The 23487-nt window shown below is 49.9% G+C and carries 16 protein-coding genes; 11 read left to right on the top strand and 5 right to left on the bottom strand.

Annotated features, from left to right (window positions below; genetic code table 11):
* Positions 1-393: 393 nt before the first annotated feature.
* The 3 genes from KIH39_RS09185 to KIH39_RS09175 all read right to left on the bottom strand — a co-directional run bounded on the left by KIH39_RS09185 (position 394) and on the right by KIH39_RS09175 (position 3534).
* Positions 394-1491: a hypothetical protein gene (locus tag KIH39_RS09185; protein ID WP_213499034.1), complete on the bottom strand. Its 1098-nt coding sequence runs from the start codon at positions 1489-1491 to the stop codon at positions 394-396.
* 139 nt (positions 1492-1630) lie between these two features.
* Positions 1631-2890: a hypothetical protein gene (locus KIH39_RS09180; RefSeq protein ID WP_213499033.1), complete on the bottom strand. Its 1260-nt coding sequence runs from the start codon at positions 2888-2890 to the stop codon at positions 1631-1633.
* 434 nt (positions 2891-3324) lie between these two features.
* The gene (locus KIH39_RS09175) at positions 3325-3534 is read right to left on the bottom strand and encodes a hypothetical protein (RefSeq protein ID WP_213499032.1); all 210 of its coding nucleotides are present in this window, start codon (positions 3532-3534) and stop codon (positions 3325-3327) included.
* 638 nt (positions 3535-4172) lie between these two features.
* On the opposite strand from KIH39_RS09175, the gene KIH39_RS09170 reads away from it, so the two are divergent.
* The 5 genes from KIH39_RS09170 (at position 4173) to KIH39_RS09150 (ending at position 11705) form a co-directional block, all read left to right on the top strand.
* Positions 4173-4691, top strand: a complete 519-nt coding sequence (locus KIH39_RS09170) for an RNA polymerase sigma factor (protein WP_213499031.1) — start codon at positions 4173-4175, stop codon at positions 4689-4691.
* Complete coding sequence (locus tag KIH39_RS09165) at positions 4688-5563, top strand: LolA family protein (protein ID WP_213499030.1); 876 nt, start codon at positions 4688-4690, stop codon at positions 5561-5563. Before KIH39_RS09170 ends, KIH39_RS09165 begins: the two co-directional genes overlap by 4 nt.
* Before the next feature lie 79 nt (positions 5564-5642).
* Entirely contained in the window at positions 5643-8468 is a 2826-nt protein-coding gene (locus tag KIH39_RS09160) for a S1C family serine protease (protein WP_213499029.1), read from the top strand.
* A 693-nt stretch (positions 8469-9161) separates the two neighbouring features.
* Positions 9162-9554, top strand: coding sequence for a 2OG-Fe(II) oxygenase (locus KIH39_RS09155; RefSeq protein WP_315852417.1), 393 nt, complete (start codon positions 9162-9164; stop codon positions 9552-9554).
* Positions 9555-10175: 621 nt separating this feature from the next.
* Positions 10176-11705, top strand: coding sequence for an IS1380 family transposase (locus KIH39_RS09150; protein WP_213493945.1), 1530 nt, complete (start codon positions 10176-10178; stop codon positions 11703-11705).
* Between the two features lie 133 nt (positions 11706-11838).
* Here the strand turns inward: KIH39_RS09150 and KIH39_RS09145 are convergent, their stop codons facing one another.
* Positions 11839-13053 carry a serine/threonine protein kinase gene (locus KIH39_RS09145; RefSeq protein WP_213499027.1) on the bottom strand — a complete coding sequence of 405 codons (1215 nt, stop codon included), beginning with the start codon at positions 13051-13053 and terminating at the stop codon, positions 11839-11841.
* 863 nt (positions 13054-13916) lie between these two features.
* On the opposite strand from KIH39_RS09145, the gene KIH39_RS09140 reads away from it, so the two are divergent.
* Positions 13917-14183: a hypothetical protein gene (locus KIH39_RS09140; RefSeq protein ID WP_213499026.1), complete on the top strand. Its 267-nt coding sequence runs from the start codon at positions 13917-13919 to the stop codon at positions 14181-14183.
* 607 nt (positions 14184-14790) lie between these two features.
* On the opposite strand, the gene KIH39_RS09135 is transcribed toward KIH39_RS09140, so the two are convergent.
* Positions 14791-15213 (bottom strand): VOC family protein, encoded by a 423-nt coding sequence (locus KIH39_RS09135; RefSeq protein ID WP_213499025.1) that lies wholly within the window; start codon positions 15211-15213, stop codon positions 14791-14793.
* Positions 15214-15780: 567 nt separating this feature from the next.
* On the opposite strand from KIH39_RS09135, the gene KIH39_RS09130 reads away from it, so the two are divergent.
* From KIH39_RS09130 to KIH39_RS09110, 5 genes are all read left to right on the top strand, one after another.
* On the top strand, positions 15781-16332 hold the full coding sequence (locus tag KIH39_RS09130) for a sigma-70 family RNA polymerase sigma factor (protein WP_213499024.1): 552 nt from the start codon (positions 15781-15783) through the stop codon (positions 16330-16332).
* Positions 16333-16424: 92 nt separating this feature from the next.
* A complete protein-coding gene (locus tag KIH39_RS09125) occupies positions 16425-19574 on the top strand; it encodes a serine/threonine-protein kinase (RefSeq protein WP_213499023.1) in 3150 nt (1049 codons plus the stop codon).
* 139 nt (positions 19575-19713) lie between these two features.
* Entirely contained in the window at positions 19714-20808 is a 1095-nt protein-coding gene (locus KIH39_RS09120; RefSeq protein WP_213499022.1) for a fatty acid desaturase family protein, read from the top strand.
* 1079 nt (positions 20809-21887) lie between these two features.
* Positions 21888-22268, top strand: coding sequence for a TraR/DksA family transcriptional regulator (locus KIH39_RS09115; protein WP_213499021.1), 381 nt, complete (start codon positions 21888-21890; stop codon positions 22266-22268).
* 72 nt (positions 22269-22340) lie between these two features.
* Complete coding sequence (locus KIH39_RS09110) at positions 22341-23477, top strand: ABC transporter permease (protein ID WP_213499020.1); 1137 nt, start codon at positions 22341-22343, stop codon at positions 23475-23477.
* Positions 23478-23487: the final 10 nt, after the last annotated feature.

Genomic DNA, 23487 nt, shown 5'->3' with positions numbered 1-23487 from the left:
CATAATCATTTCTCATTTGCAGAAAGCTGAGCTCCAGCTTACTTTCGCGGACAGAGAGTTAATTATTTTGGTGTGCTCTTTCAGGCCCCTCCGAGGTGCTTTATCTCAGACTCAAAGCGTTCTAATTCGATTGCGTAATACTCCGATCGATCCGCAGGGACTTCATTTTACCTCCTCTCTCGGCTGATATTCCACTAGGTGCCAAAGATCTTCGTTCAAAATCGCAAAGAAGCGCTGCATCGGAAAAGTATCTCCGCGGTCGGATTACCTCTTCAGGCTGCCTCGAATTCCCTGCTGCTGTCTCTGAGAGATAGCGTCGCCCCAGAGTGCAGTCCGACGTTTTCTACAAGTATGGGAGCTTGAATCTGACAAAAAAGCTCTTCCAGCCTCGACTTACTTGGCACGTTTGTATTCCGACAACACATTTTGGTTGCCGAGTTCCCAAACAAGCAACAATTCCTCTTTGTTGATTAGTACCCGATGACGCAGAATCCTTCCCGGTTGCATTCGAGTTTCTGGAATAGTAATCTCGATATGATCCTCATCGATAAATCGAAAAGTGCAAATCGAATTTCCCTGGGCATATCCTTTGAGAGTGCCATCCGATTTAAACTCACATATCCGTCGGATGGAATCTTGCCAGCGCCCAAGGAGCAACTGTCGTGCAGCTCCCTTTTTCCATTTGGGATCATTGATTTTGCGATTCTCGGCGTCTCGGGCATCGGTGATCTGATCCGGATCGCCGAACGCCAAAAATCCGGCGTCAGTTCGAAACCCGTATAAGCCCCCACTCACACTGAATCTCTCGACCCAGAAACTGAGTAAAGCTTTCAATTTACCACTACGTTTTCCTATCGCGAAACCAACAAAAATACTCGAGTCATTTTCACGCCATTGGTACCATGCAGTTACTCCTGACTTCTGAGCATTGTTCATCCATTGATCTTCCGGTGGCCCATCAACCGCCCCTTTGATTGATCCATTTCCGAAAGCTATCTTGATATCTTCTTTGTTGGCTTGCTTGCCAGCGCCCAGAAGGACTTCAACCTCGTCAAGAGTCATACCTGGACGAAGTATTTGGAGGCTGGCCTTCGAAAGAGTCTGATTTTTTGACTGCGGGATTTGTGACAAAGCTTTTTCAAGATTAATCTTTGTGTCGAAGGTTTGCGGATTGATCTTAAACTCGGGAACGGAAGCGAAGGGGTTGGCGTCTCCATTGCGAGGATGATCGCCCTTGTTGCCCGAAAGTGCGAGATACGCAATTAAGCCCCCTGCGTTCAAGGTAAGGAGAATGATAATGCTCACCTTGAAAACTTGGATGATTTGCGGCGTTTCTCCGCCGCTTAGATTATTGAACTTCCGATATTTTCGCATTGGTTGATTGAGATACCCTTCAGCTATTTTTGCCAAGTCTAATAGCCGGGCTCCGTTTCTCCCAGAGTAATCTTCTCGAAAATATCCACATTCACCGCGGTAGTGCAGAAGCTTCAAATACCGCTACAAATCTTCTCTCAGCCGCGTCAGCTTCAAACACTTTCTCTTTGACAAGGATATGGCTACCCAACTATTTCGGTAGGGAAAAGCAACAAGACTTATGGATTGCAGAGCCGATTTTGCTGCTAAATTGAATTCATTTTATCGAGCTCCTGATCTCGAGAGTGATCCGGAGAAGGTAACTCCAGAGTGCTGTCAATGTTAGATACAACAAGGAATTCATAATCACGCTCAAATGCCGAGCAAGTTTACCATAGCTTAGAGCTCGATCCATCGTTTCTGTCACCTTTGCCTGAAAGTCGGCCGGATTTAAGCTCGCACCCGAGTTCGCGAACAGACTTTCCTGGGAAGGGCTCATCATCCAAAATATCAGGCCGAAAAAAAGACCGAGTAGAATCAACATTCCGCTTGCCAAAAGCGAAGCCGTCGAAAAGTTTCTGGCTTCGTCGCCATAAAAATCTTTCTTTATGGTTCGATACAAAGCTTCGAGAAATAATCCGAGGCTAAAAAGACACCCAACTTCGATCAAACAGAAAAGCACCGTGAGAACCACCAGTTTTGCCGAGAAAACGGATCCGGAAGTGAATAGCATCGACGCCAATTCTACTGCCGAAATGATAAAAGAAAAATAACCGGTTACGGAAAAACTAGAACGCTCGAAACGTACTCCTTGCCCGAAAGTTAGCGAACCGAAATTCAGGGTACCCGTGGCCACCAAAGTCATCAGCAGAAAGTGCATAGTCCAAAGGGAAATTGTAATTAGTGTAATCGTTAATAGTTTTTGTCTGCGGGGGCCGGTGAGGGCTAAGATCGGCGCCAGGATTCCCAAAAACCACGAAAAACAGGAGCACCATCCGCCGATCTCGGCAGCCCAGCCCCAGTATCCGATTCCCACCCAAGCAACGAACATTTGTACGAATAAAAACAGAATCGCTGCAAGATAGAGTCCTCCCGATGTTACCAAAGTTAATAAGGACAAATCGGCCGCATTTCGTTGTGCCAGCTTGCTGTATTGATCCCAGTCGGATTTCGGCCGTTGGGGAGTAGGTGCATACTCTGGAACGTCCTCCTCGATAATTTTAATCCTTTCGATTTCGGTGAGTTTCGTTGGTTCTGGATTTTTAGTAGTTTTTTTGTTTATTTTCGGAGGTGCTTCCTGATGTTCTCCCTCAAAGACCTCGTCGTAGATGAATTCCATGGGTTCGGGTGCAGAAGATTTTTGAGATGGCTTTACTGACGATTTCTTTTTTGGCTTAGTGGAGAGGAAGGAAGGTGGGTCGGCCCAGATTGCGGCCTCAAAGACCGCATCGCAATGTTTACAACGGATTTTCTTTCCCAGATATTGGGAAGGAATATCCGCTTTATGCTTGCAGGAAGGGCAACCGACAACTGGCATTTGTTACCTCACTGCCTGTGTAAATTCTTCAGTATGCTCGGGCATTTCAGGCGAAGAAAGCTTTCCATATGAAGCGGAAATCCCCGCAAACGCATGGTAGTCCCTCGATTCTCTCTGTTTTCCCACCTCGGAAGTTTTGGGTTTGGAACTTAAAACGGAATTCTACAGAATTATTTTTACTACCTGGCTGTGCGATCGGATACCCATTGCAGACGGATCTAGCTCAGGCAAAATCAACTACGAAATACAGGCTACTGGATTTCAAATCGGCGCACCATTTTGGAATTCAGAGCCGCTTGTTGCTTTGAATTCTATGTCGATGCAACTAGAAGCTTCTCGGTCTGCCGGAGCAACTTTGCGACCTTTCCGCATACGTAGATTCTTGCATTCTGATTGATCAAGTCCATGATCTCCCTTCGTTCATTCCAGAGTTTCTACGAACAAAGCGATAGTTCCAAGTCGATCAACTTTCTTTTTTCGCCTAGTGAAATATTACTTTGAATATCCTCTTTCTTGAACACCCCCATTTCGAGTAAACGTTTAACTTCATTGGCGATTCTTCTATTTTTAGCTGTGGTTTCGGATAAATTCCGGATCGAAATCGCAACTGAAAGTCGGACATTTTGCAGCCCATTGAGCGTCATGTATCTCTTTCTCTGTTGCGCGTCCCTCGGCTGCCCGCTGCGCTACTTCTACAGCCGCATATGAACAGTTTTGTTGAGTAGATTCCCGTTGGCGCCCAGCCCTGCACAGATATCGAGAGTCGCGTTTCGTTCGCTGAAATGTAGGGATCCTGATAAATATTGAATCAATGTCTGCCAATCGGTGGAACATGTCCATTCCTGCTCAGTCATCGATCACTCTTTACCCAATACCAAATCCATCACCGAGCAAAGTTTAACTTGGGGTCTGTCGCCGTGGCAGTTCGGATGCACACCCATTACTCGGACCCAATGATAAAAATATCTTTAAAATAGGAAAGTTAGGGAGTCTCGTTCGTTCCCTCTGAAGTGATCCCAAGCCCTTTTCTCGGTTTCAAACACACGATTTTGAACAGGAAAAAATCTGTAGTTTTACAGGTTTTATATCATTCGAATGTTTACCCTCCTTGAGAATATCTACTCATCCCAGAAATTATCTGATTCTTTTGGGCCTCAACTGTGTAATGCAGAGCGATACCAGATAACAAAATGAATTCTTTTTCTGAAAATGGTTGTAATGTGCTCCGGTTCTGCGGCAACATCTCTATTGCCTAACCGGATAGTCTTGTGGCGGAAATCGGATGACGGACTGGACTGCTATCATTCGCGAGCATGGCGCCCTGGTTTGGCGTTGTGCCTATCGCGTACTGGGAAATCAGGCCGACTCGGAAGATGCCTGTCAAAAGACCTTTCTGGCGGCCGTCGAGTTCGAAGCTAAAGAAAACATTCGAAATTGGCCTTCGACCCTTTCGGTGCTGGCGACCCGCCAAGCACTCATGCTTTTGCGGAGCCGGATTCGAGTTCGGCAGCGAACCCAAACTCTGCCCGTTAACTTACCCAAGGATCCTTCTCTTTTTGAACCCGGGCAACAGGCCCAGGCAACAGAGCTGGCGGACCACTTGCGAATAGCCTTGGCGGAGATCGATTCTGTTCAGGCCGAAGTATTTTGCCGTGTCTGTCTGGAAGGGCTGACCAATCAGCAGGCAGCGGCAGAATTGGGACTGACTACTTCTCACGTCGGCGTGCTGTTGCATCGAGCGCGGGCGATTCTGAAAGAAAAACTCTTGTCATTTGCTCCGCAGAAGGAGATGTTACCATGAATGAACGTAACGAAATTGGTTCTCCTGATATACTCGATCAAGCCATCGAAGCTGTTCAATCCTTGCCGATACCCGAGGCGCCACCAGCGACTTTATTTAGTTCGATCGCGATACCTGTCCACAACCAACAAATCGCTGTTCAGTCGCGAAAAAACCGGCAGCGTAAGATTAGGCACTACATCGGTTTGGCTGCCGTTGGCTCCATCGCAGCCGCCTTAGTGATAATTCTCTCTCTGGGTGGACAAAATACGGCATTTGCTTTCAGTCAGGCCGTGGAGAAAGTCAAGCGAGCGGGGAGCGTACGATATCGAGTCAAAACGACTTCGCCGATGGCCGATCAAATCGACGAAGTGACCATCCGGGATAAACAAGTTCAGGTCAAAACAGTAGGTCCTGCTCAGATGGCCTGGCTCATAGATTGGGAACAAGCCGGTCTGCTCATTTTGAACGGCTACAACAAGACCTATCAAACGGTCGATCTAGCGGCACGAACCGGGGCGATTGCTCCGTTCGACACCATGTCATTGAATCTCCGAGACCAGTTGGAGGAGCTGATCCGACAAAAGCCGGTTTTCGAACAATCTGAAAACATCGCTAGCCGCACGACCTTCCGGTATGCCATTACCGACGGCACGGCTCTGGGATTGAAGGGCGATTGGCTCGTCTGGCTCGATTCGAAAACTCACTACCCCGTGCGAATTCGAGTTTGTTCCCAGTCGCAGAGCAATTCAATTATCCGAGAGTATTCGAACTTCGACTGGAATCCACAGATACCTGCCGACGCATTCCAATTTGATCCTCCGAGTGACTATCGAGAACAGCAGATCTTCCAGACTATTCCCCCGCTGGCACCCTGGATCAAAAAAAAATAGCTCGGTCACTCGGCTGCGAGCCTAGCCCAATTGTTTTCATCACAGTTTCTTTAGTTTCCCTTTTTAGGAGATTGACGTTATGTACTACGTCCCTGCAGACCGCTGCGCGCTGAAGCATACAAGATGCTTCGGGGCCGTCTCGATCTATGTCCTACTGACTCTGGGGGTTCTAGGACGAGCCTCGGCCACGGATCCCCCCAAACAATCGGACAATCAACATTTGGTCACTCTCGAGAAGCGAACTCGTTCCGTGGTCGAAAAAGTGATGCCCGCCGTAGTCTTTATCCGGGGGCAAAAAACTTCCGATCTCAAAAGCCAACCCAGTGCGGGTTCCGGAGTCATTATTTCCGAAGAGGGGCTGATTGCTTCGCAGTATCACGTCAGCCATCGATTCAATCCGATGGATCAGTGCGGAGCTTTACCGGTAGGGTCAAAAGTAGATATTATCTTTTCGAATGGAACGGAAGCCGAAGCAGAACTCCTGGGAGCCGATGTCTTTCACGATTTGTCTCTGCTGCGATTAACCAAGCCCGGGAAATATCCGTTCGTGAAACCGGAGGGACCGGATCCTCAAGTGGGGGATTCGGTGATCAAACTGGGGCACCCCCGCGGTTATCGGCCCGGTCGCACGCCACCTGTCCGGCTTGGGAAAGTGATTGCCACCTGGTCGAGCCTGTTCGCGACCGATTGCGCCTGTGAAGGCGGGGATTCAGGAGGCCCATTTTTCGATCTCGAAGGACGGCTCATTGGAATTATTCGAAGTACACAAGTTCCCAGCCGAGCTCTGGCCGAATCTGGTGCTTCCCGGGCTCGGGCAGTTCTCCCTCTCTCCGTCACTTCCTGTTCCGTTTTGCGAGATGAGCTGCAGGCATTGAAGAATGGAAAAATCGTAGGTCGAGTGAGTGAAGAACCCGATCTGCCCGCCCGGTTTGATCCTAACTCGGCCACTGTCCAAGTCCTTCCTTCCCGCCGCTGGTCGCAAGGGGAGGAAACGCGGGCCCCTTACGAGAGCATGATTCGTCCCTTTCGCTCCAGCGTCGTGTCCCTCTTCCACGACGAGAAAATCGTCGCCCTCGGTACTGTGGTTGAAGAGGGACTACTTCTGACTAAAGCGAGTCAGCTCAGAGGCTTGCCCATTTGTCGACTCCCGGACGGCAAGAAGGTTCCTACCGAACTGGTGGGATATGAATCGGCATTTGACCTCGCACTCCTGCGAGTAGAAGCGACCGGTTTAAAAGCCGTCGAGTGGTCCTCTTCTCACCTACCGATCGGCTCGCATCTCGCAGCCGTGGGAACGGAGGATTTGCCGATCGTTACAGGTATCGTTTCTGTTGCCCGACGAGATCTCAAACAGTCCGTGCCAGCCCCTGGACTCATGGTTTTTCCCGGCCCGGCGTTCCTACCGGAGTTTGTAGGGAGCGCGGTCGAAGGGCGGGGCTATTGGATCGAATTCGTTCAGGGGGCAGCTCAAGAAGCGGGAATTCGGTCGGGAGATGTCATTCTAACGATGGGAGAGACTTCCATTAGGAATCATGCCGATTTGGCCAGGGCAATTGCCGGTCGGTTTGCCGGAGATCAACTTCCCATTGCGCTGTTGCGCGATGGCAAGCGAGTCGAGCTGACATTGCCGCTGAAAGGGCAGAGGGATTTCCGCAGCCTCCGATTGGATGGATTCCCAACGGTTTTCGAACATGACATGCCGATTTTGCCGGAGGAGTGCGGTGGTCCCATCGTCGGACTGGATGGAAAAGTAGCCGGGATTATGATTGCCCGTATCGATCAGTATGGTGGAATGGCCATACCTGCAGATTGTATTCTCAAACTTTTGCGAGAATTGAAAGCCGGCCGCCCCGCCGCAAAACTGCCGGTTATAGCGACTCTTCCGAAACTCAGCGGGAAACCGCTGATGCCTTTACAGATGGGAAGTCTTCCGGCTGCGAAACCCCGCCGCGTGAAGGAATCGCTGGAAGAGATCCGCACGCGGCTCGCCGAGAGAAGTCAGAATTTCCAAAGTCTTCTAATCGAGTACGATACGGCTTCCGAATCATTGTTTGATCCAGTGCTTCTCGCTTCCTGGGGGATCAATCAGGAGCGCGACAACAAGGAGAAAAACAAGTTCGCGTTCTCGGGAGAAAAGAGAATGTGGGAAACCACGCACGCCGCAGTTACTCCCCGGGCCGTCCCGCCGGAGTTGGTCGAAGCGGCCCCGGATGCACCCCCCGAGGTGATTGAGCGGATCCAGATCGACAAAAAACTGGCAGAGGCCAATCGCATTGCGACTGGGTCGCACTTTCCGTTTTTGAGTTTCTCCTTCGGACCGGACAATAAGCGTTCGATTTTCGATGGCAAATCCGCTTATATAAAATCCAATATGCTGCCCGGAAAGCCTGAAATGCGAGTCGATCCGTCGTTATTCATTTCCGATCCTATTTATCTGATGGGCTTGGGTCTGCGACCTACCGATCCCTTCCGACAGGAGTCTGTGCGAAAGGCTCAGGAAGGAATGCAGTTACCGAATAACTTTGCGTGTTATAAGAACGTTCAGATCAGACCGCAGACTGAGTTGGTCGACGGGGCGGCTTGTGTTGTCATCGAAGCGGACGTGTCTGCTTCCCAGAGCAATAAAGCGAAGAATCGAAAAGATATCCTTTGGTTAGATCCCGCCTTGGGATACTCCCCCCGCAAATGGGAGAGTTGGGACGACAGTGTACTGATTACACGACGAAGTAACTCGAACTTTGAAGAATTCGCTCCAGCATGCTGGTTGCCCAGAAAGGCCACACTCGAGTACGGGCCTCCCAACTGGGTTTCTTCGGAGTATTGGGATCGACCCGCTTATCGGCAAGTGATGACCCTTCAAAAAGCAGTTGTCAATAAGCAGATCGATGAGGAATTCCAACCCTAGTGCACTTATCCTCGCCCAGCTTTTTGCGTCGCAAATCAAGTGATTGGTTTGAGTAAAACCCTGATTTGAAAAACGCGAACTTTCAGTTTGCCACACTTACCAATCGATCTCAGATTCTGGAAGGGTTTGCGAGCGTGTATGATCGCCTGCAGATAGTCAGCCGGAGCTTCCCCGAACGGCGATTGTTTGAAGAAGGAAAGTCGCCTATTCGGTTTAATTTCATGTGGGTTGACAGCTCAGTGCCCCAGCTTCCTTCACTTGCAGATCCGCAGGAATGAGATCGGCGTCGAGTCCGAATTAGAGATGATTCATAAGCTACTCAACAGGGGGAGAACCGGAGCGTCCCTTATCGAACCTTGCGCGTACTAAAAGTTTTTATCGTGGAAGAGATAGGCAAATATTTCAACCTCGTGATCGAAATGAATCCGTATAAAATTTAAGATTATTCAGGGGTTCGAAAGCACTCTCTCCTTTCCGAGGATGTCAAAACCAACTACCAGGGATTCGAAATGCATTCTGAAACAATCTGCGATTTGTCTTTGATATTTGTGATACACGAAATCTTGACAGCAGTGGAGTGCGAATCCTTAGTAGCGCTGAGTGAAGCAAAAGGGTACGAGGATGCGCCCATTACAACAACAGGCGGCTTCGTTATGAGGAAAGATCTTCGAGACAATCTTCGTGTGATAGTTGATGGTCATGGGCTTGCAGGGCAACTCTTTGATCGCGCGCAACCGTATCTCCCCAAATACTGAGAGAATTGGCATCTCCTGTCACTCAATGAGCAATTTTCGATTTTATAAGTACGAGATTGGACAGATCTTTCGGCCTCATTTCGATGACCGCTTCACTCGGAACTCGACTGAGTCGAGTAAGCTGACATTTATGATCTATCTCAGCGACGGACTAACTGGGGGTGAGACGATTTTCTATTTCGACTCCACTAAAATCCGAGCACGCATTCTGCCTAAAAAAGGGATGGCTCTGGTCTTCGATCATCTTCAACTTCATGAAGGTGCTCCAGTCAAAAGCAGTGTAAAGTATGTGCTGCGCTCGGATGTGATGTACACGGGAAGTGATGACTAGTATAGTGTTCAAACAACAGGGCTTTTACCCATGGGAGACGCCAACTTGAGCAACTCATCGCGACTTTCGAGGAACGGCGTTATAAGTACTCTTCAAACTTCTCGAAGATTTCCTGGCTGTATCAAGGAGAAGTGGAATAGTTTTTTAGGCTTCCGGAGTTCGACTGTTCTATCTTGACGATCTCTATTTTATCATTGGCTATGCTAATTTTATTGGTATTCAATCTGTTGCCTCCAAATTCTTTGGCAAGTTCAATCTCATATTCTCCGACGGATAAATCGATCACTCGATCTTTGGTCTGAGTTTTGATAATTTTCCCTTCTTTTTTAATGACGACTTCAATGCTAGGATCATCCGCGGCGATAACTAAAGTTCCTTTCGAAGTCCTAAACGATAGGAACACCGTTATTAGAACCGTGATAGCAAGCAATCCTGCAAGGAAACGATTAGAGACGATCCGCGTTTTCGATCCCGTGGATTCACTTGGTCTAGACCTTAAAACAGCGTAGTTTTTTGGGGAATTGTTTCGATTTATCGAAGAAAGCTCGAAATCCTTTTTGTTTTCTGCGGTTTGTGTAAGTAACCGCTTAACAAATCGACAGTCGCAAAAAGGAGTTTCGAGTGAATGTTATTTTCGGACGTTGGTTTCAAAAATGCAAGAGTCGAATCGAACGTCGCCTGGCTAAGCGAGAGGCCGCGATGACCTTCGCTCCTTCTTTCGACGCCTCCAACATTCATTACGAAGTCTCCGAACGCGTGGGGGCGATCAGTTGCGGAGGCCTCGGGGCCATGCACCTTCTGGCCCGGCGTATCGGACTGATCGACGACATCGACGAGAAGCTGCATCTGCTCCAATTTCAAAGGCCTTACTCGGAATCGGACCACGTGTTGGCCATCGCTTACAATTCCCTTTGCGGGGGTACCTGCCTGCAAGACATGGAACTGCGTCGCACGGACGAAAACTTTCTCAACGCCTTGGGCACTCAGCGTTTTCCCGACCCGACTACTTCGGGCGACTTTTGTCGACGCTTCGATAGTGGCAGCATCCAGGCTTTGATCGACGCTTTCAACCAGACCCGTTTACGCGTCTGGTCGAAGCAACCCGATTCCTTTTGGGAATGCGCGAAGATCGACGCCGACGGCAGCTTTACCCAAACGCGTGGCGAGCGTAAAGCGGGGATGGACATCAACTATAACAGAGACTGGTGTTACCACCCCCTGGCGGTGACCCTGGCCAACACCGGTGAGACGCTGAGCATCGTCAACCGTCCCGGCAATCGCCCTTCGCACGAAGGGGCCGCGGTCGAACTCGACCGGGCTCTTTTGCTGTGCCTTCAAGCGGGCTTTCGCAGGATCGTCTTTCGCGGCGACACCGATTTCTCGCAGACCACTCGCCTCGACGGCTGGGATGCCAACGCCAAGGTACGCTTTTATTTCGGCTACGATTCGAAGCAAAACCTCGAAGCAATCGCGGAAAAACTGCCGGAAGCGGCTTGGCACAAGCTCGAGCGTCCCGCGCAATACTCGGCGAAAGCGAAGTTGCGACACCGACGGGAAAACACCAAGGAGCGGATCGTCCAAGAGCGGGAATTCGTAAATGTGAAGTTGATCTCCGAAGCGGTGGCCGAGTTCGAGTACCAACCGACCGCTTGCCGAAGGGCGTATCGCCTGGTGGTGATTCGCAAGAATCTTTCCGTGGAAAAAGGCGAATCCGTTCTGTATCCGGACGAACGCTATTTCTTCTACATCACCAACGACCGGGAGTGCACGGCCGCCGAAGTCGTCTACGAAGCCAACGATCGCTGCAATCAGGAAAATCTGATAGCGCAGCTCAAGGGCGGTTGCCGGGCCTTGCACGCGCCGCTGCACGATCTGGAAAGCAATTGGGCGTACATGGTGATGGCCTCCCTGGCCTGGAACTTGAAAGCCTGGTGGGCCTTGACGTTGCCGGAAACTCCTGGTCGCTGGCGGGAAAAGCATCGGGACCAGAAGCAGTCGGTTTTGAAAATGGAATTCAAAACCTTCCTCAATGCTTTCATGCTTCTGCCTTGTCAGATCGTCCGGAAGGCCGGCCGCATCGTCTATCGATTGCTCGGCTGGAACCCGCACTTGCCAATCTTCTTCCGACTACTGAAAGCACTGAGGTGCTGATCGTTCGACCGACTGAAGTCGGGATCCGGATGTCCCGATCCGATAAAACGCCGAGAGCTATTCGCGGAAAGGAAGAATGTTTGAAAAATAGAAGTATGCGTTCGGCCGAGCGAAAAGCTCCGGCGTGGGGGACTCATCGAACTATCTCGCTAAAACTCCCCACGGAATTGGCATCAAAAACTTCGCTTGTTTGAGGTCTAGAGTCGCCGCCAAAACTCGATTCAATATACCCCGCATTGGAGGCTGTGGCCGCATCATTACTGAACCTGCCTCCAATATTTAATCCGGAAATGGCTCCAAATTCCATCAACTCTTGAATCTCATTAAGACTATCGATCACCACCTGGGCATCGAATGGCCTGTTTTTGGGATCTTTTTCTAAAAGTTGATGCGTCAAGTCGGCTAAACTTTTAGGCACGTCGGGATTTAAATCGCATACCGGCTTCGGATCAGATCCGACCAGCGACATCAAAACCAATACCGAACTGTTCCCTTGGAAGGGAAGCTCCCCGGTGAGTAACCGATATAAAATTGAACCTAAACTAAAAAGATCCGATCTTTGATCAATATCGTTATAGCCTTTAGCCTGTTCCGGGGACATAAAAGCTGGAGTTCCCAGAACAATCCCACTATTTGTGATTTTAGTGTTGTCATTTCCTTTTCGTACGAGACCAAAATCGAGCAGTTTTACTCGGCCTTTTGGAGATTCCAGCCAAATATTGGAGGGTTTTACGTCGCGATGGATCAAACCCAATTTGTGAGCGGATGCTAACCCTTCCGCAGCCTCTCGGATGACACGAATAACTTTGGGTATCGAAATATGCTTTTTCGACTCCAGAAACTGCTCTAAGGATTCTCCTTCCAGATATTCCATGGCCATAAAAGGCACACCTTCAATTTCCTCAGCTTCGAAAATTTTTACTACATGATCATTGCTTATCTGGGCCGCCGCTTGGGCTTCCCGAAGAAATCGTTTTCGGGAAATTGGATTGGCCGCCGCTTTTGGCAGAATGACTTTCAGAGCCACTTTCCGCTTTAGCTTGCTATCAATGGCTAAATAAACGGCTCCCATACCGCCGCGACCGAGCAATTGCAATAACCGATATTTCCCAAGCCTCCCAATCTCCCCTTCTTTCTGCGGCGGACCAAACTGAATTAACGATTCGTCAGCCTGTTCTTCTCGGAGTAAAAATTCTCGCTCGGAAGAATATCTATCCAACGAGCTATTTGTCGTGTAATCTGAGTTTGTAGAGCGAGCCAATTCTATCTGCTTCAAGACGGAGGCAGAAGGCCCAAGCTGGATGTTCGGCTCTGTGACCGTTTCTTCTGTAAATTTGTTTTTATCCATGGTGCTTGGCTCGCGAACAATCGATCTCTCGATTGAGGTTTACTACTAATTTCTCATCCCTAAAGCCTATTTTGACTTTTTGTCGACGCATCTCTTTGTTTGGAAGTATCGAGGCCAGTAAAACTTCCAAAGTTTTCTTCGTCAGACTTCTGAGATCAATATTCGCAGGGGAAATACGCATTAAAGCCAATTGGAGGCTTTAGGGCTAACTAGCCACAGCTAGAAATTAATTCGAACGAAATATCTTGCGCTTTACTATAGATTAAAAAATGGTCTAACACTGAAAAGTCAGTCTAAAAAAATCTAGAAATATTTTGCTCTTTCCCAAGAATCCGTCTCGAACGAAAAATTACCTTCGAATGAAATGGATCCACCAGCTCGAATCGTGCAGTAAGTTTCTTTTTTCTCGAGGAGTCTGTTCCTGACACAGAATATGGACTTTACCGAGCGGTAGAACCCAGCACGCGGATCGTTGCCCGCTTTTCAAAGTCGTTGCCGGGAGTTCTTTGTCTCGATCAAGTCTTCGAAATCGACCGATCCCTCCAAGGTTCCTTCTACCCACAGTGGCAGAGTAGTCATAGAAAGCCCCGCTTGGCCTGCTAGTGGACTACTCCAACTCGTTAAATATTCTGCTCGTCTGCAAGTTCGTAGGTTCCTCATCGTTCGGGCGTCGCGAATGATGTCCGGGGATGAGAAGCGCGATCTTCAACGAACTGCACAACCACACTCGACTCTTGAGAGAGGACTTCAAAAACATCCTTCATCATCCAACGCAGCACTAGCTGATAGATCGCGGTTCAGAGGGGAAAGTCGCGTGTCGACTCACGCCACGGACATCCCATCCTCTTTTGAAAACATAGCGCATGGCATTGAACAGGTCCCGTGTCGGAGGCTCTTCCCGCATCAGCGGCAAAAACGGGACTAAAAAAACTGCCATTCGAAATCCGATACATCGCTCGGACTTTAGCCATCGACCGCGTGCTCCAATTCGTGGCAGCGAAGGGTTTCTCCCGAGTTGTCTTTCGGTGAATTTCTTCAACGACATCGCCACCGATCACTGGCGTGCGACCCGGTCGCACAGCGTCCTGTTCGATAACGGCTGCTTGGCGAATCTGGTCCGACGAGAGTAGAATTATAAAACCTTATTTATCTGCCCAATTCCTATCACTCTCTGCTTGAGTGACTTAATATCTTCTACCAATAACGTGAATGGAAGGTCTTGTTCCACTACCCGACAGTGAATCTGCTCGCCCGTAGAAAGCTCAAGGCTTAGCTCGCTATTCGCGGCTTGACGTGCTCTTAACTCTCGTAGGATTTCCGGGAGAGACTTTTGATTCTCGCTTTCCATATTGAATTTCTCTCTGTTCCAGCTCAAATCGGCAAGCCTGAAGAGTCTAATTTGAGGCGCCGGGTCGACCTGCGAAGGCAAAACCGTCAAGCTTTACTCAGAACTTGCTCATAACCGAGTTCAAATCCTGTCATCCCTGAGTTTTAGAGATTTGAGAAGATCCGAGTTTCGAATTATCCGATTGCAGGCGCGAGAAATTTTTGGTTACGAAAGGGTTAGCCGAGATCACTTGTTGGACCGGGGGCCGCATGAAGTTGCCTCTCAACTTGGATAATAAAGTGATCTTGGCACTCACTCGGGCTCGAAGCTTTCCGAGCCGGTCGCAAAGTTGTCTAACCTCCCCCCCCTCCATCGCACTCTTCATCGATCATTCATTCCTGGATCGACTGCTAACCGTCTTGTTTCGATCGGGACGCCCAGGCTTCTCCCTCAAGGGAGGCGACTTCAATCATAAATCCGCCTGGGGCGTCGATGAAGAAACCGTAACGACCCACGGCCTTCTTCGGCGACTCAGCGATGACCCCGCTGGTGTTCAACTGAGAGTGGATGGCGTCGATTTCCTCGCGGGTCGCCCGGAAGAATCCAATGTGGAAATCTTTATGGTATTCGATCACGGAGGTTTTGTCGAAGTGGCTTAGGTTGAGCACTAGCCCGGCCTCATCACGCAGAATCACCAGAGAGTTCTTGGGAAGTTCAAAGACACTCACCATTCCGAAGTGCTTGACGAAAAAATCTCGGGTAGCGGCGACATCCGGAACGGGCAAGTTAATGTGGTTGAGGTTCAATGTCCACGGTCCTCTCTGGACAAGCATCGGTCAGGGTGTATCCAAAAGCAATTATCTTTTATGATACGAGGAATGGTTAGACGGCGTCGAAAGCTGGTTTGCATAAAAACCGTCTGATTCATAGATTTATAAATCACTTACTGAGCAGTTAATGAGACTCGATTCACTAAATTTTCTTGCAAGGACAAAGCTCGTCCGACTATTTGGATGCGGCTTTTCGGACCGGATGGTCTAAGGGACAGCAAATCGAATTGCAGCTGGTCGATCTGCAGGCGGCGCGTCGGCCCGCTTGAAGTCACGTGACACCTCCAAACGCAAACTCATCCTCGTGGCAAAAAATTAGCGCCCAAGCCAAGTCAATTGGCAGAACCATTTCGTCGTCACGCGATGGGCGGGCCAACGTCGCTGAGGATTTCCTGACTCCGGAGATTCCAGACAACGCACGACCACGCCGAATGGACGCCCTAACAACGAATCGAGCAAATGGCTTAGCTGCTTTCTAGCGGTTCCCCTCTCCCGTATACCGCTTGGAGATTTTTTCGAATTAGAAACCTAGCTTCTCCCCCAGGCGCTTTTCTCCCCTAAAATCTGGACATGTCCGAAGTGACTCACCTTTTGGCACAAGCAGCAACCGGCAATCGTCGTGCGGCTGCCGATTTGCTTCCGCTGGTTTACGATGAATTGCGGAAGCTCGCTGCCCTGCGCATGGCCGCCGAGGCCCCTGGTCAAACTTTGAATGCTACCGCTCTGGTCCATGAAGCTTATTTACGATTGGTAGGGGACCAGCAGTTCGATGGACAGGGACACTTTTTCGCTGCGGCTGCCGAAGCCATGCGTCGCATCCTGGTCGATTCGGCTCGTCGCAAGCAAGCTCAGAAACATGGTGGGAACTTTCAGCGAGTCGAACTCGATGCTCTAGCAGTCGCAGATGCAGATTCACAATACGATTTGGTATCCCTGGATGATGCCCTGAATCGCCTGGCGCTCGAGGAACCCGAAGTTGCTGCCCTTGTCAACTTGAGATTCTTTGCAGGTCTCACTATCGAGCAATCGGCGGCTCTGTTGTCACTCTCCGTGCGAACGGCTAACCGCCACTGGGCTTACGCCAAAGCGTGGCTTTTTCGAGAATTAGGACATGCCGACTGAGTCGAATTAATTTCGATTCTGATTTTTTTGGCACAATACTTCTCGCAATTTCGCATTGATGATAGGTGAAACCCCATTCTGAGGTCTCGACCATGTCTACGTCTCTCCCCGAGGTAAAAGCGGTTTTTGACCGGGCTCTGGAAATCGAAAATCCGGAAGCCCGGCTCGCTTACCTCGATGCAAGCTGTGCGGGATCACCGGTGTTAAGACGCAAAGTCGAACTTCTATTGCAAGCTTACGCCCAGGCGGGCAGTTTTCTGGAGTCTCCCTTGAATGCTCCCACGAGTAATTTCGAGTCCCTCCGCCCAGAGATTCGGGATTCCGCAGGCACCCTAACCAAGGAATATGGTTCCGCGGGGACATCCGATACGCCAGTTAGAGCCGAGTCCCTAGAGCAAACAATGACATTTGCCTTGGGAACCGTGATCGCCGGTAGGTACACCTTGGAACACGTTCTGGGGACAGGAGGCATGGGTTCCGTCTATCGGGCCAGTCAGACCGAACCGGTCAAGCGTCAAGTCGCTCTGAAGCTGATCAAACTGGGAATGGACTCGAAATCGGTGCTCGCTCGTTTCGACAGCGAACGGCAGGCATTGGCCATTATGGACCACCCTAACATTGCTCGAATTTACGATGGGGGCGTAACGCCCTCAGGGCAGCCGTTTTTTGTCATGGAGTTGATCGAGGGAGTCCCGCTGACGGAATACTGCGATCACAAACGGATGTCCGTGCCGGCACGCTTGGAATTGATGGTGTCCGTCTGTCAGGCAGTGCAGCATGCTCACCAGAAGGGGATTATCCACCGCGACCTGAAGCCCAGCAATGTACTGGTGACCGAAGTGGACGGACGACCGACTCCCAAGGTGATTGACTTTGGAGTAGCCAAGGCGACCGAGCTTAAATTGACGGATATGAGTTTTGCGGACGCTGGGGCAATCGTCGGTACTCCAGCCTATATGTCTCCCGAACAGGCCGACCCGACTTCGATGGATATCGATACACGCACAGATGTCTATGCTCTGGGAGTCATGCTTTATGAGCTCTTGACCGGTTCGCCTCCGATCGACGTGCGGAGGCTCAAGCGCGGGGCGATCCTGGAAATGCTGAGGATGGTACGGGAAGTGGAGCCCTCGCGTCCAAGTACCAAGTTAAGTACCGCCGACGATATGCCAACGATCGCAGCGAATCGAAGCATCGAGCCTGCAAAGCTCTCAAAGTCCCTGCGCGGAGAACTCGACTGGGTGGTTATGAAGGCGTTGGAGAAAGACCGTAACCGGCGTTATGAAACGGCCAACGGATTGGCACAGGATATCCAACGTTTTTTGTCCGACGATGTGGTCGAAGCTCGACCGCCTAGTTCGATTTATCGCTTGAGTAAATTGATTCGCCGGAATAAGGGGCGCGTACTGGCGTTCAGTTTGGTTTTGCTGGCACTGATCGGCGGGATAATTGGAACGACCATCGGTATGATCCAAGCTAATAAAGCCACCGAAGCGCAGCGCCTGGCCACTCTGCAAGCCCAAGAGCAGACGAAAATTGCAGATGGCCGACTCGATCAGCGGAATCGGGCGCTCGATCTCTTGACCGGTGCGTTTCACGATCTCGATCCAAAATCTGAAGCAAAGCAGGGAAAGCCGCTTCGAGCACTACTCGGGGAAAGACTCGAAAGAGCGAGTCAGGAATTGCTGGGGAATGCGGTTGGTGACCCACTCGACGTCGCCGTTCTTCAACAATTACTCGGGGAAGCCCAATACGGGCTCGGCCATTCGGCCTGGGCCGAGCCCCTCTTAACTCGAGCGGCAGAAACCTTTGAAGCGGAACTCGGCCCGGAGGACGCTAAAACTCTGCGAGTTCAAGAAGCTCTGGCTGGGGCACTTCGCGCTCTGGATCGAACAGACGAAGCCATGAGCCTTTTGGAAAGAATTCTGCAGAAAAAAATCCAATCCCTTGGGAAGGAGGATCCAAGCACGGTCTCAACTCGAGGCAATCTCGCCGCCAGCTATTGGACTTTAGGAAAATTCGAGAAGTCTATTCCCTTATTCGAAAGTGTTCTCCAAAGCCAAAAAACACTGCTGGGCTTGGACCACTCCAGTACGCTCAAGACTCAATCGAATCTAGGTATGAACTATGCGGCGGCAGGAAAGCCGGAGGAAGGTATTCGCTTATTGACCGACTGCCTCAAGCGTTGGGAGGCAACCGTAGGACCGGAAAGTCCGAATACTCTGGAAACTATGAATAACTTGGCCGTGGCCTACTGGTCACTCGGCAAGCTGGATCGATCGGTTCCCCTGTTCGAAGATTTAGTCAAAAGGGAACAAGCTCGAAGTGGCCCCGATCACCCGACTACACTCAAGGCCATGATGAATTTAGGAGTGAATTATCGCGACAGCGGTAGACTTCCCGAGGCAATCAACATTCTCGAGCGAGTGACCAGTCGATACGAGATCGTGCAAGGACCCGATCATCAAGACACGCTTTTCAGCCAAAACGCACTCGCCGCGACGTATTGGAATCTGCACAAACTCGATAAGTCCATCCCACTCTTCGAGAAAACACTAGAGAAACAAAGGATCAAATTCGGGAATGACCACCCTCATACTCTTTTGACGATGGCCAACCTGGGAATTAATTATTGGTCCAGTGGCCGTCGAGAACTCGGTCTGGCCCGAATCGAGGAGGCCTGGAAACACATCCAAGCTAGACCAGGACCCGTCCCAGCAGATCTCCGCTGGATCCCCTCGAATTTGGTGATGATGTACGCCGAGATGAACCTCCATGAAAAAGCGGAACCGCTTTTGCGAGATTTTCTCGACCAAACTCGAATACGGTTTGGAGCCAACCATCTCGAAACAGGTTCCGCCGCCGCCACACTCGGGTTAAATTTACTCAAACAAAATAAATTCAAGGAGGCTGAACCGATCTTGCGAGAATGCTTGGTTATCCGTCAGAAATCTCAACCGAGCGTCTGGACGACCTTCAATACTCAATCGATGCTTGGAGGCGCGCTGCTGGGGCAAAAGAAATTTACAGAAGCGGAGCCCTTACTTCTCCAGGGATATGAAGGGATGAAAAACCGGGATAGAACCATTCCACCGCAAGCCACCGTACGCCTCCTCGAAGCAGTCGACAGGCTGATCGATTTGTATAAGGTCCAGGAGAAACCCGAGGACGTGAAAAAATGGAAATCGGAGCGCGCGAAATTCGCCCCTAAGGAGCCTGATCAATCGACAAGCGATCGTTGAGATGCGATAGAATCTGATCCGCGGTGTTTAAAGGGATTACAAACTCTTGGAGCCGAATTGTTGATCGATGAAATAGTACACTGGGGTCCCAAAAACATCCCTATCTCTCTTCAATTGAGTTTTTAAATTGAGGTTCGCCATGCAGACAATTCGATTTGAGACCGAGAGGAACGACTTCTACAAGGTGCTCAAGCAGCGGGTGGACGAGTACTTTCGGCAGACTGGAAAGAGTCGATTTGCAAATGGATCGACACTTGTCAAGGGCCTGGTGTTCGGGAGTTTGATTCTAGCTTCGTATACACTGATTCTCCTACATCCATTTCCGCTTTGGACACTACTTCCCCTCGCCTTTGTCTTCGGGGTTGCCTCTCTCCTGATGGCGATTAATATAGGGCATGACGCTGCCCATCAGGTCCTCTTTAAATCGCGGCTCGGTAACGAAATTGTTCATGGAGTGTCCTTCGCTTTACTGGGAGTCAGTGCCTACCTTTGGCAGATGCGACACACCAAATCTCATCACATCTTTCCCAACGTAAACGGATGCGATATTGACATCGATGAAAACCCTTTCATCCGTCTCTCGCCGAACCAGCCGTGGCGGAAACAATTCCGCTTTCAACATCTCTACGCACCGATCGCTTACATCTTCGTGGCGCTTTATACCATTGTCTATCAAGACTTTGCCTATTTGTTCAAGCGGCGCATTGCCAACCTGACCAATATCACCCATCCGCCATATCAGTACGTGGTCTTCGGACTATGCAAAGCGTTTTATTTCGTGGCTATCCTGGCAGTTCCGATCTGGATTCTTCCGCTGCCATGGTGGCAGGTCGTGCTAGGTTACCTGGCCATGAAGGCTGTAGCGTCTTTAGTATTTGTCTTTCTGCTCATCGGAACTCACTTTTCGGCGGTTACCGAATTCCCGGCAGTTGCAGCCGATGGCAGTGTGGGCCACAGTTGGGCAATCCACAATTTAGTAACGGCATGCGATTGGTCCCCGCACAGCCGCATCGCTCATTTCTTTGTGGGAGGAGTAAACGCCCACGCTTCTCATCACTTATTCCCGCGAATAAGTCACGCTCACTATCGGGCCATCGCTCGCATCATCGAGGATACGGCGAAAGAATTCGATGTGAGATACAATCATCTGACCCTACCTGGTATCGTCTATTCCCACTTCCAGTTTCTCCGAAAAATGGGACGACGGCCTGCAGGAGTCGAGTCGAGGTGGTAGAGTAAAATAAATTTATATATTGGGTTGAATCCAATAGAACTCATTGCGCAAATTTTCTAATCATTCGACAGGATTCGATGGGGGCTAAAAATTTAGATTGGTTGGATTAAGGTGTAGGCTAAAAAATGGCTGAACTTGATCCTTAACGCAAAAAAAGTGTTATACATGAACTGCTGCCTATGTTTCATCTCTGCAATCGCCGCAATAATCGCGGCTATCGAGCGTTGGCTGTTCTCTAATAACAAGGGTCGCACGACTTTTATCCTCATCGTTGTATTTGTATTCCTACGTATAGTGATTGCTGGAATGCATGGACTTATAAAGCTAAGAATAAACAATTGTATAATGGCTCGCAAACTATCTGTTATGAACTCAGCGGCGAATCGCTAATCAAGCTGAACACCGATGCTGCACAGTAGAAAATCTTGCTCCAAGGGGGCAGCCTGAAAGGTAAGTCTATCACTCAAAAAAACAATTGGCTTGATTGGTTACATTTCCGTGTCCGGCTGGTTAACACCCTTCTTGTCTGTTGAGTTATCCTGGTGGTTTTTAACCCTCAGGAGTTGGAGAAATGTCGAAGCGTCGTACGCGGGATCCCCAGCCGGAAGCGTTCTGGAAGTAGACGATTCTAGATCAGCGTTCCGGAAGCGAATCCATTTGAGTCTACGGTCAGCGGCATCGAATGAGTGAGGCGGTCTACTATTACTGGCAACGGGAGCTCAAGCGTCAGGAGGCCGAAGTACCTCCTGAATTTGTTCCGATCACAGGAGTTCCCTGCGCTTCAGATAAGGGAAGAAGGATGCGACCAATGCCAGACAGTAACGTGGTAGATCGAAAGTAAGGTTTCCGAACGCTTAGGAGTGACTTCTCCTGACTCGCTTTTGCCTTATCTCCCGACACTCGATTAGTGATCTGAAACCAGAATAGTTCTGTTGGCAGGCCGCTTCAGTTTTTTAAGGTTTCCAATCCAACTTACTGATGGAAGATCGCCATCGATCTGAATCCCTTCGTATGCTTTGGTTCTTTGGATTCACTGCTTTATTGTACTGTCGGATTCGAAAGTGAAAGTAGACCCAAAAATGCTTACCCCCAAAAGTCTCCTGGAATATCGCAGTCGTTTGCAGTCGCTTTTGCAAAAATTTGAGAAGGCTCGAGACTCCGTCAGCCGAGATTTAACCGATAGCCCCAATCATCCCGAGGAGTCGGATGCACCAGACCCAAGTTCGACGAACTCCTCGGACCAAAGGGATCACCAACCCGATCAACAAGTTGCAGTGGGTTCGCTGCTTGTCGAAGTTCATCTCGCGGATAAGATCGATGCGGCCCTACAAAGGCTTCAAAACGGACAGTTCGGGCTGTGCGCCCAATGCGGTAAGGCGATCGACACGAACAGACTTGAAATTATTCCCTACGCTCGCTGTTGTGTCGATTGCGAACGTTTGGAAGTTCCTTCGATTTAAATCCATGCCTTCTATCGCCTCGAGTATCGTAATTCTTTCGCACCGACAACTTCTGAACTAAGAGCTATCAAAGTGAACTGGATCGCGGTAAAGATGCTTAGGGGGGACCGCAGTAAGTACTTCGCTTTGATCTTCGGCATCACCTTTGCCTGTTTTCTGATCACCGAGCAGAGTGCAATTTTCTGCGGCATTATGCTGCGAACATCGAGCATGATTCGAGATACGCAAGGCAGTGATATTTGGGTGATGAACCCCGATGTCCGCTACTTCGACGACGTAAAAGCCATATCGGATGATGATGTCTTTCGGGTGCGCAGTGTCCCGGGTGTAGCCTGGGCGGTCAACCTTTATCGGGGAGCGGGACAAGCTCAACTGGCCTCGGGCAAATACCAGCAGCTGGTACTGATGGGAGTCGATGACAGCACCTTGGTGGGTGCTCCGAACAAACTGCTCGTAGGGAAGGTGGGCGATCTCCAAAACCCCGATGCCGTCCTAGTCGATGAAGCCGGTTTCATGCAGATGTGGCCCAGGGAGCAAATTCGAGTCGGCAAAGTCATTGAGATGAATGATCGCCGAGCAGTGGTGGTCGGTGTTTTTCGGGGTTCGCAAACCTTCATGACGATGCCGGTCGTTTACACCCGCTTCAGTCAGGCGACCCTATTCGTACCCCCCGCTCGGCGAATGATGCCTTTCGTACTGGCTAAGTGTCAGGCGGGTCGGTTGCCTGAAGAAGTGAGCCGAGCGATCCAGCAACAAACGGGACTGCTCGCCCTCACCAATAAGGGCTTTATCAATTTAACGATGTTCTACTACCTGAAACACACGGGAATACCTGTCAATTTTGGCACAACCGTAATTCTCGCCTTTCTTGTGGGATGTGCGATTGCGGGTCAAACATTTTATCTGTTTACAGTCGAAAACCTCAGACAATTCGGTGCCTTGAAGGCCATGGGAATGAGCGATCGTCGGATTGTGACCATGATTTTGATTCAAGCCTCGATTGTGGGAACCATCGGTTATGGATTGGGAATTGGCCTGGCAACGCTGTTCGGAATAGTAGCCATCCAGAACATGCCGCTATTAGCGTTTTATCTGCCCTGGCAAGTGCTGGTGATCACAGCGGGTGTCATGATCTGCATCTCCTTTTTGGCGAGTTTTTTGAGCATTCATAAAGTCATCGTTCTCGAGCCGAGCGTTGTTTTCCAGTAATTTTCCAGGT

This window comes from Telmatocola sphagniphila, from assembly GCF_018398935.1.
GTDB classification, from domain to species: domain Bacteria; phylum Planctomycetota; class Planctomycetia; order Gemmatales; family Gemmataceae; genus Telmatocola; species Telmatocola sphagniphila.
Note: the sequence above shows the minus strand (reverse complement) of the source record. Positions and strands in the feature narration are given on the sequence as shown.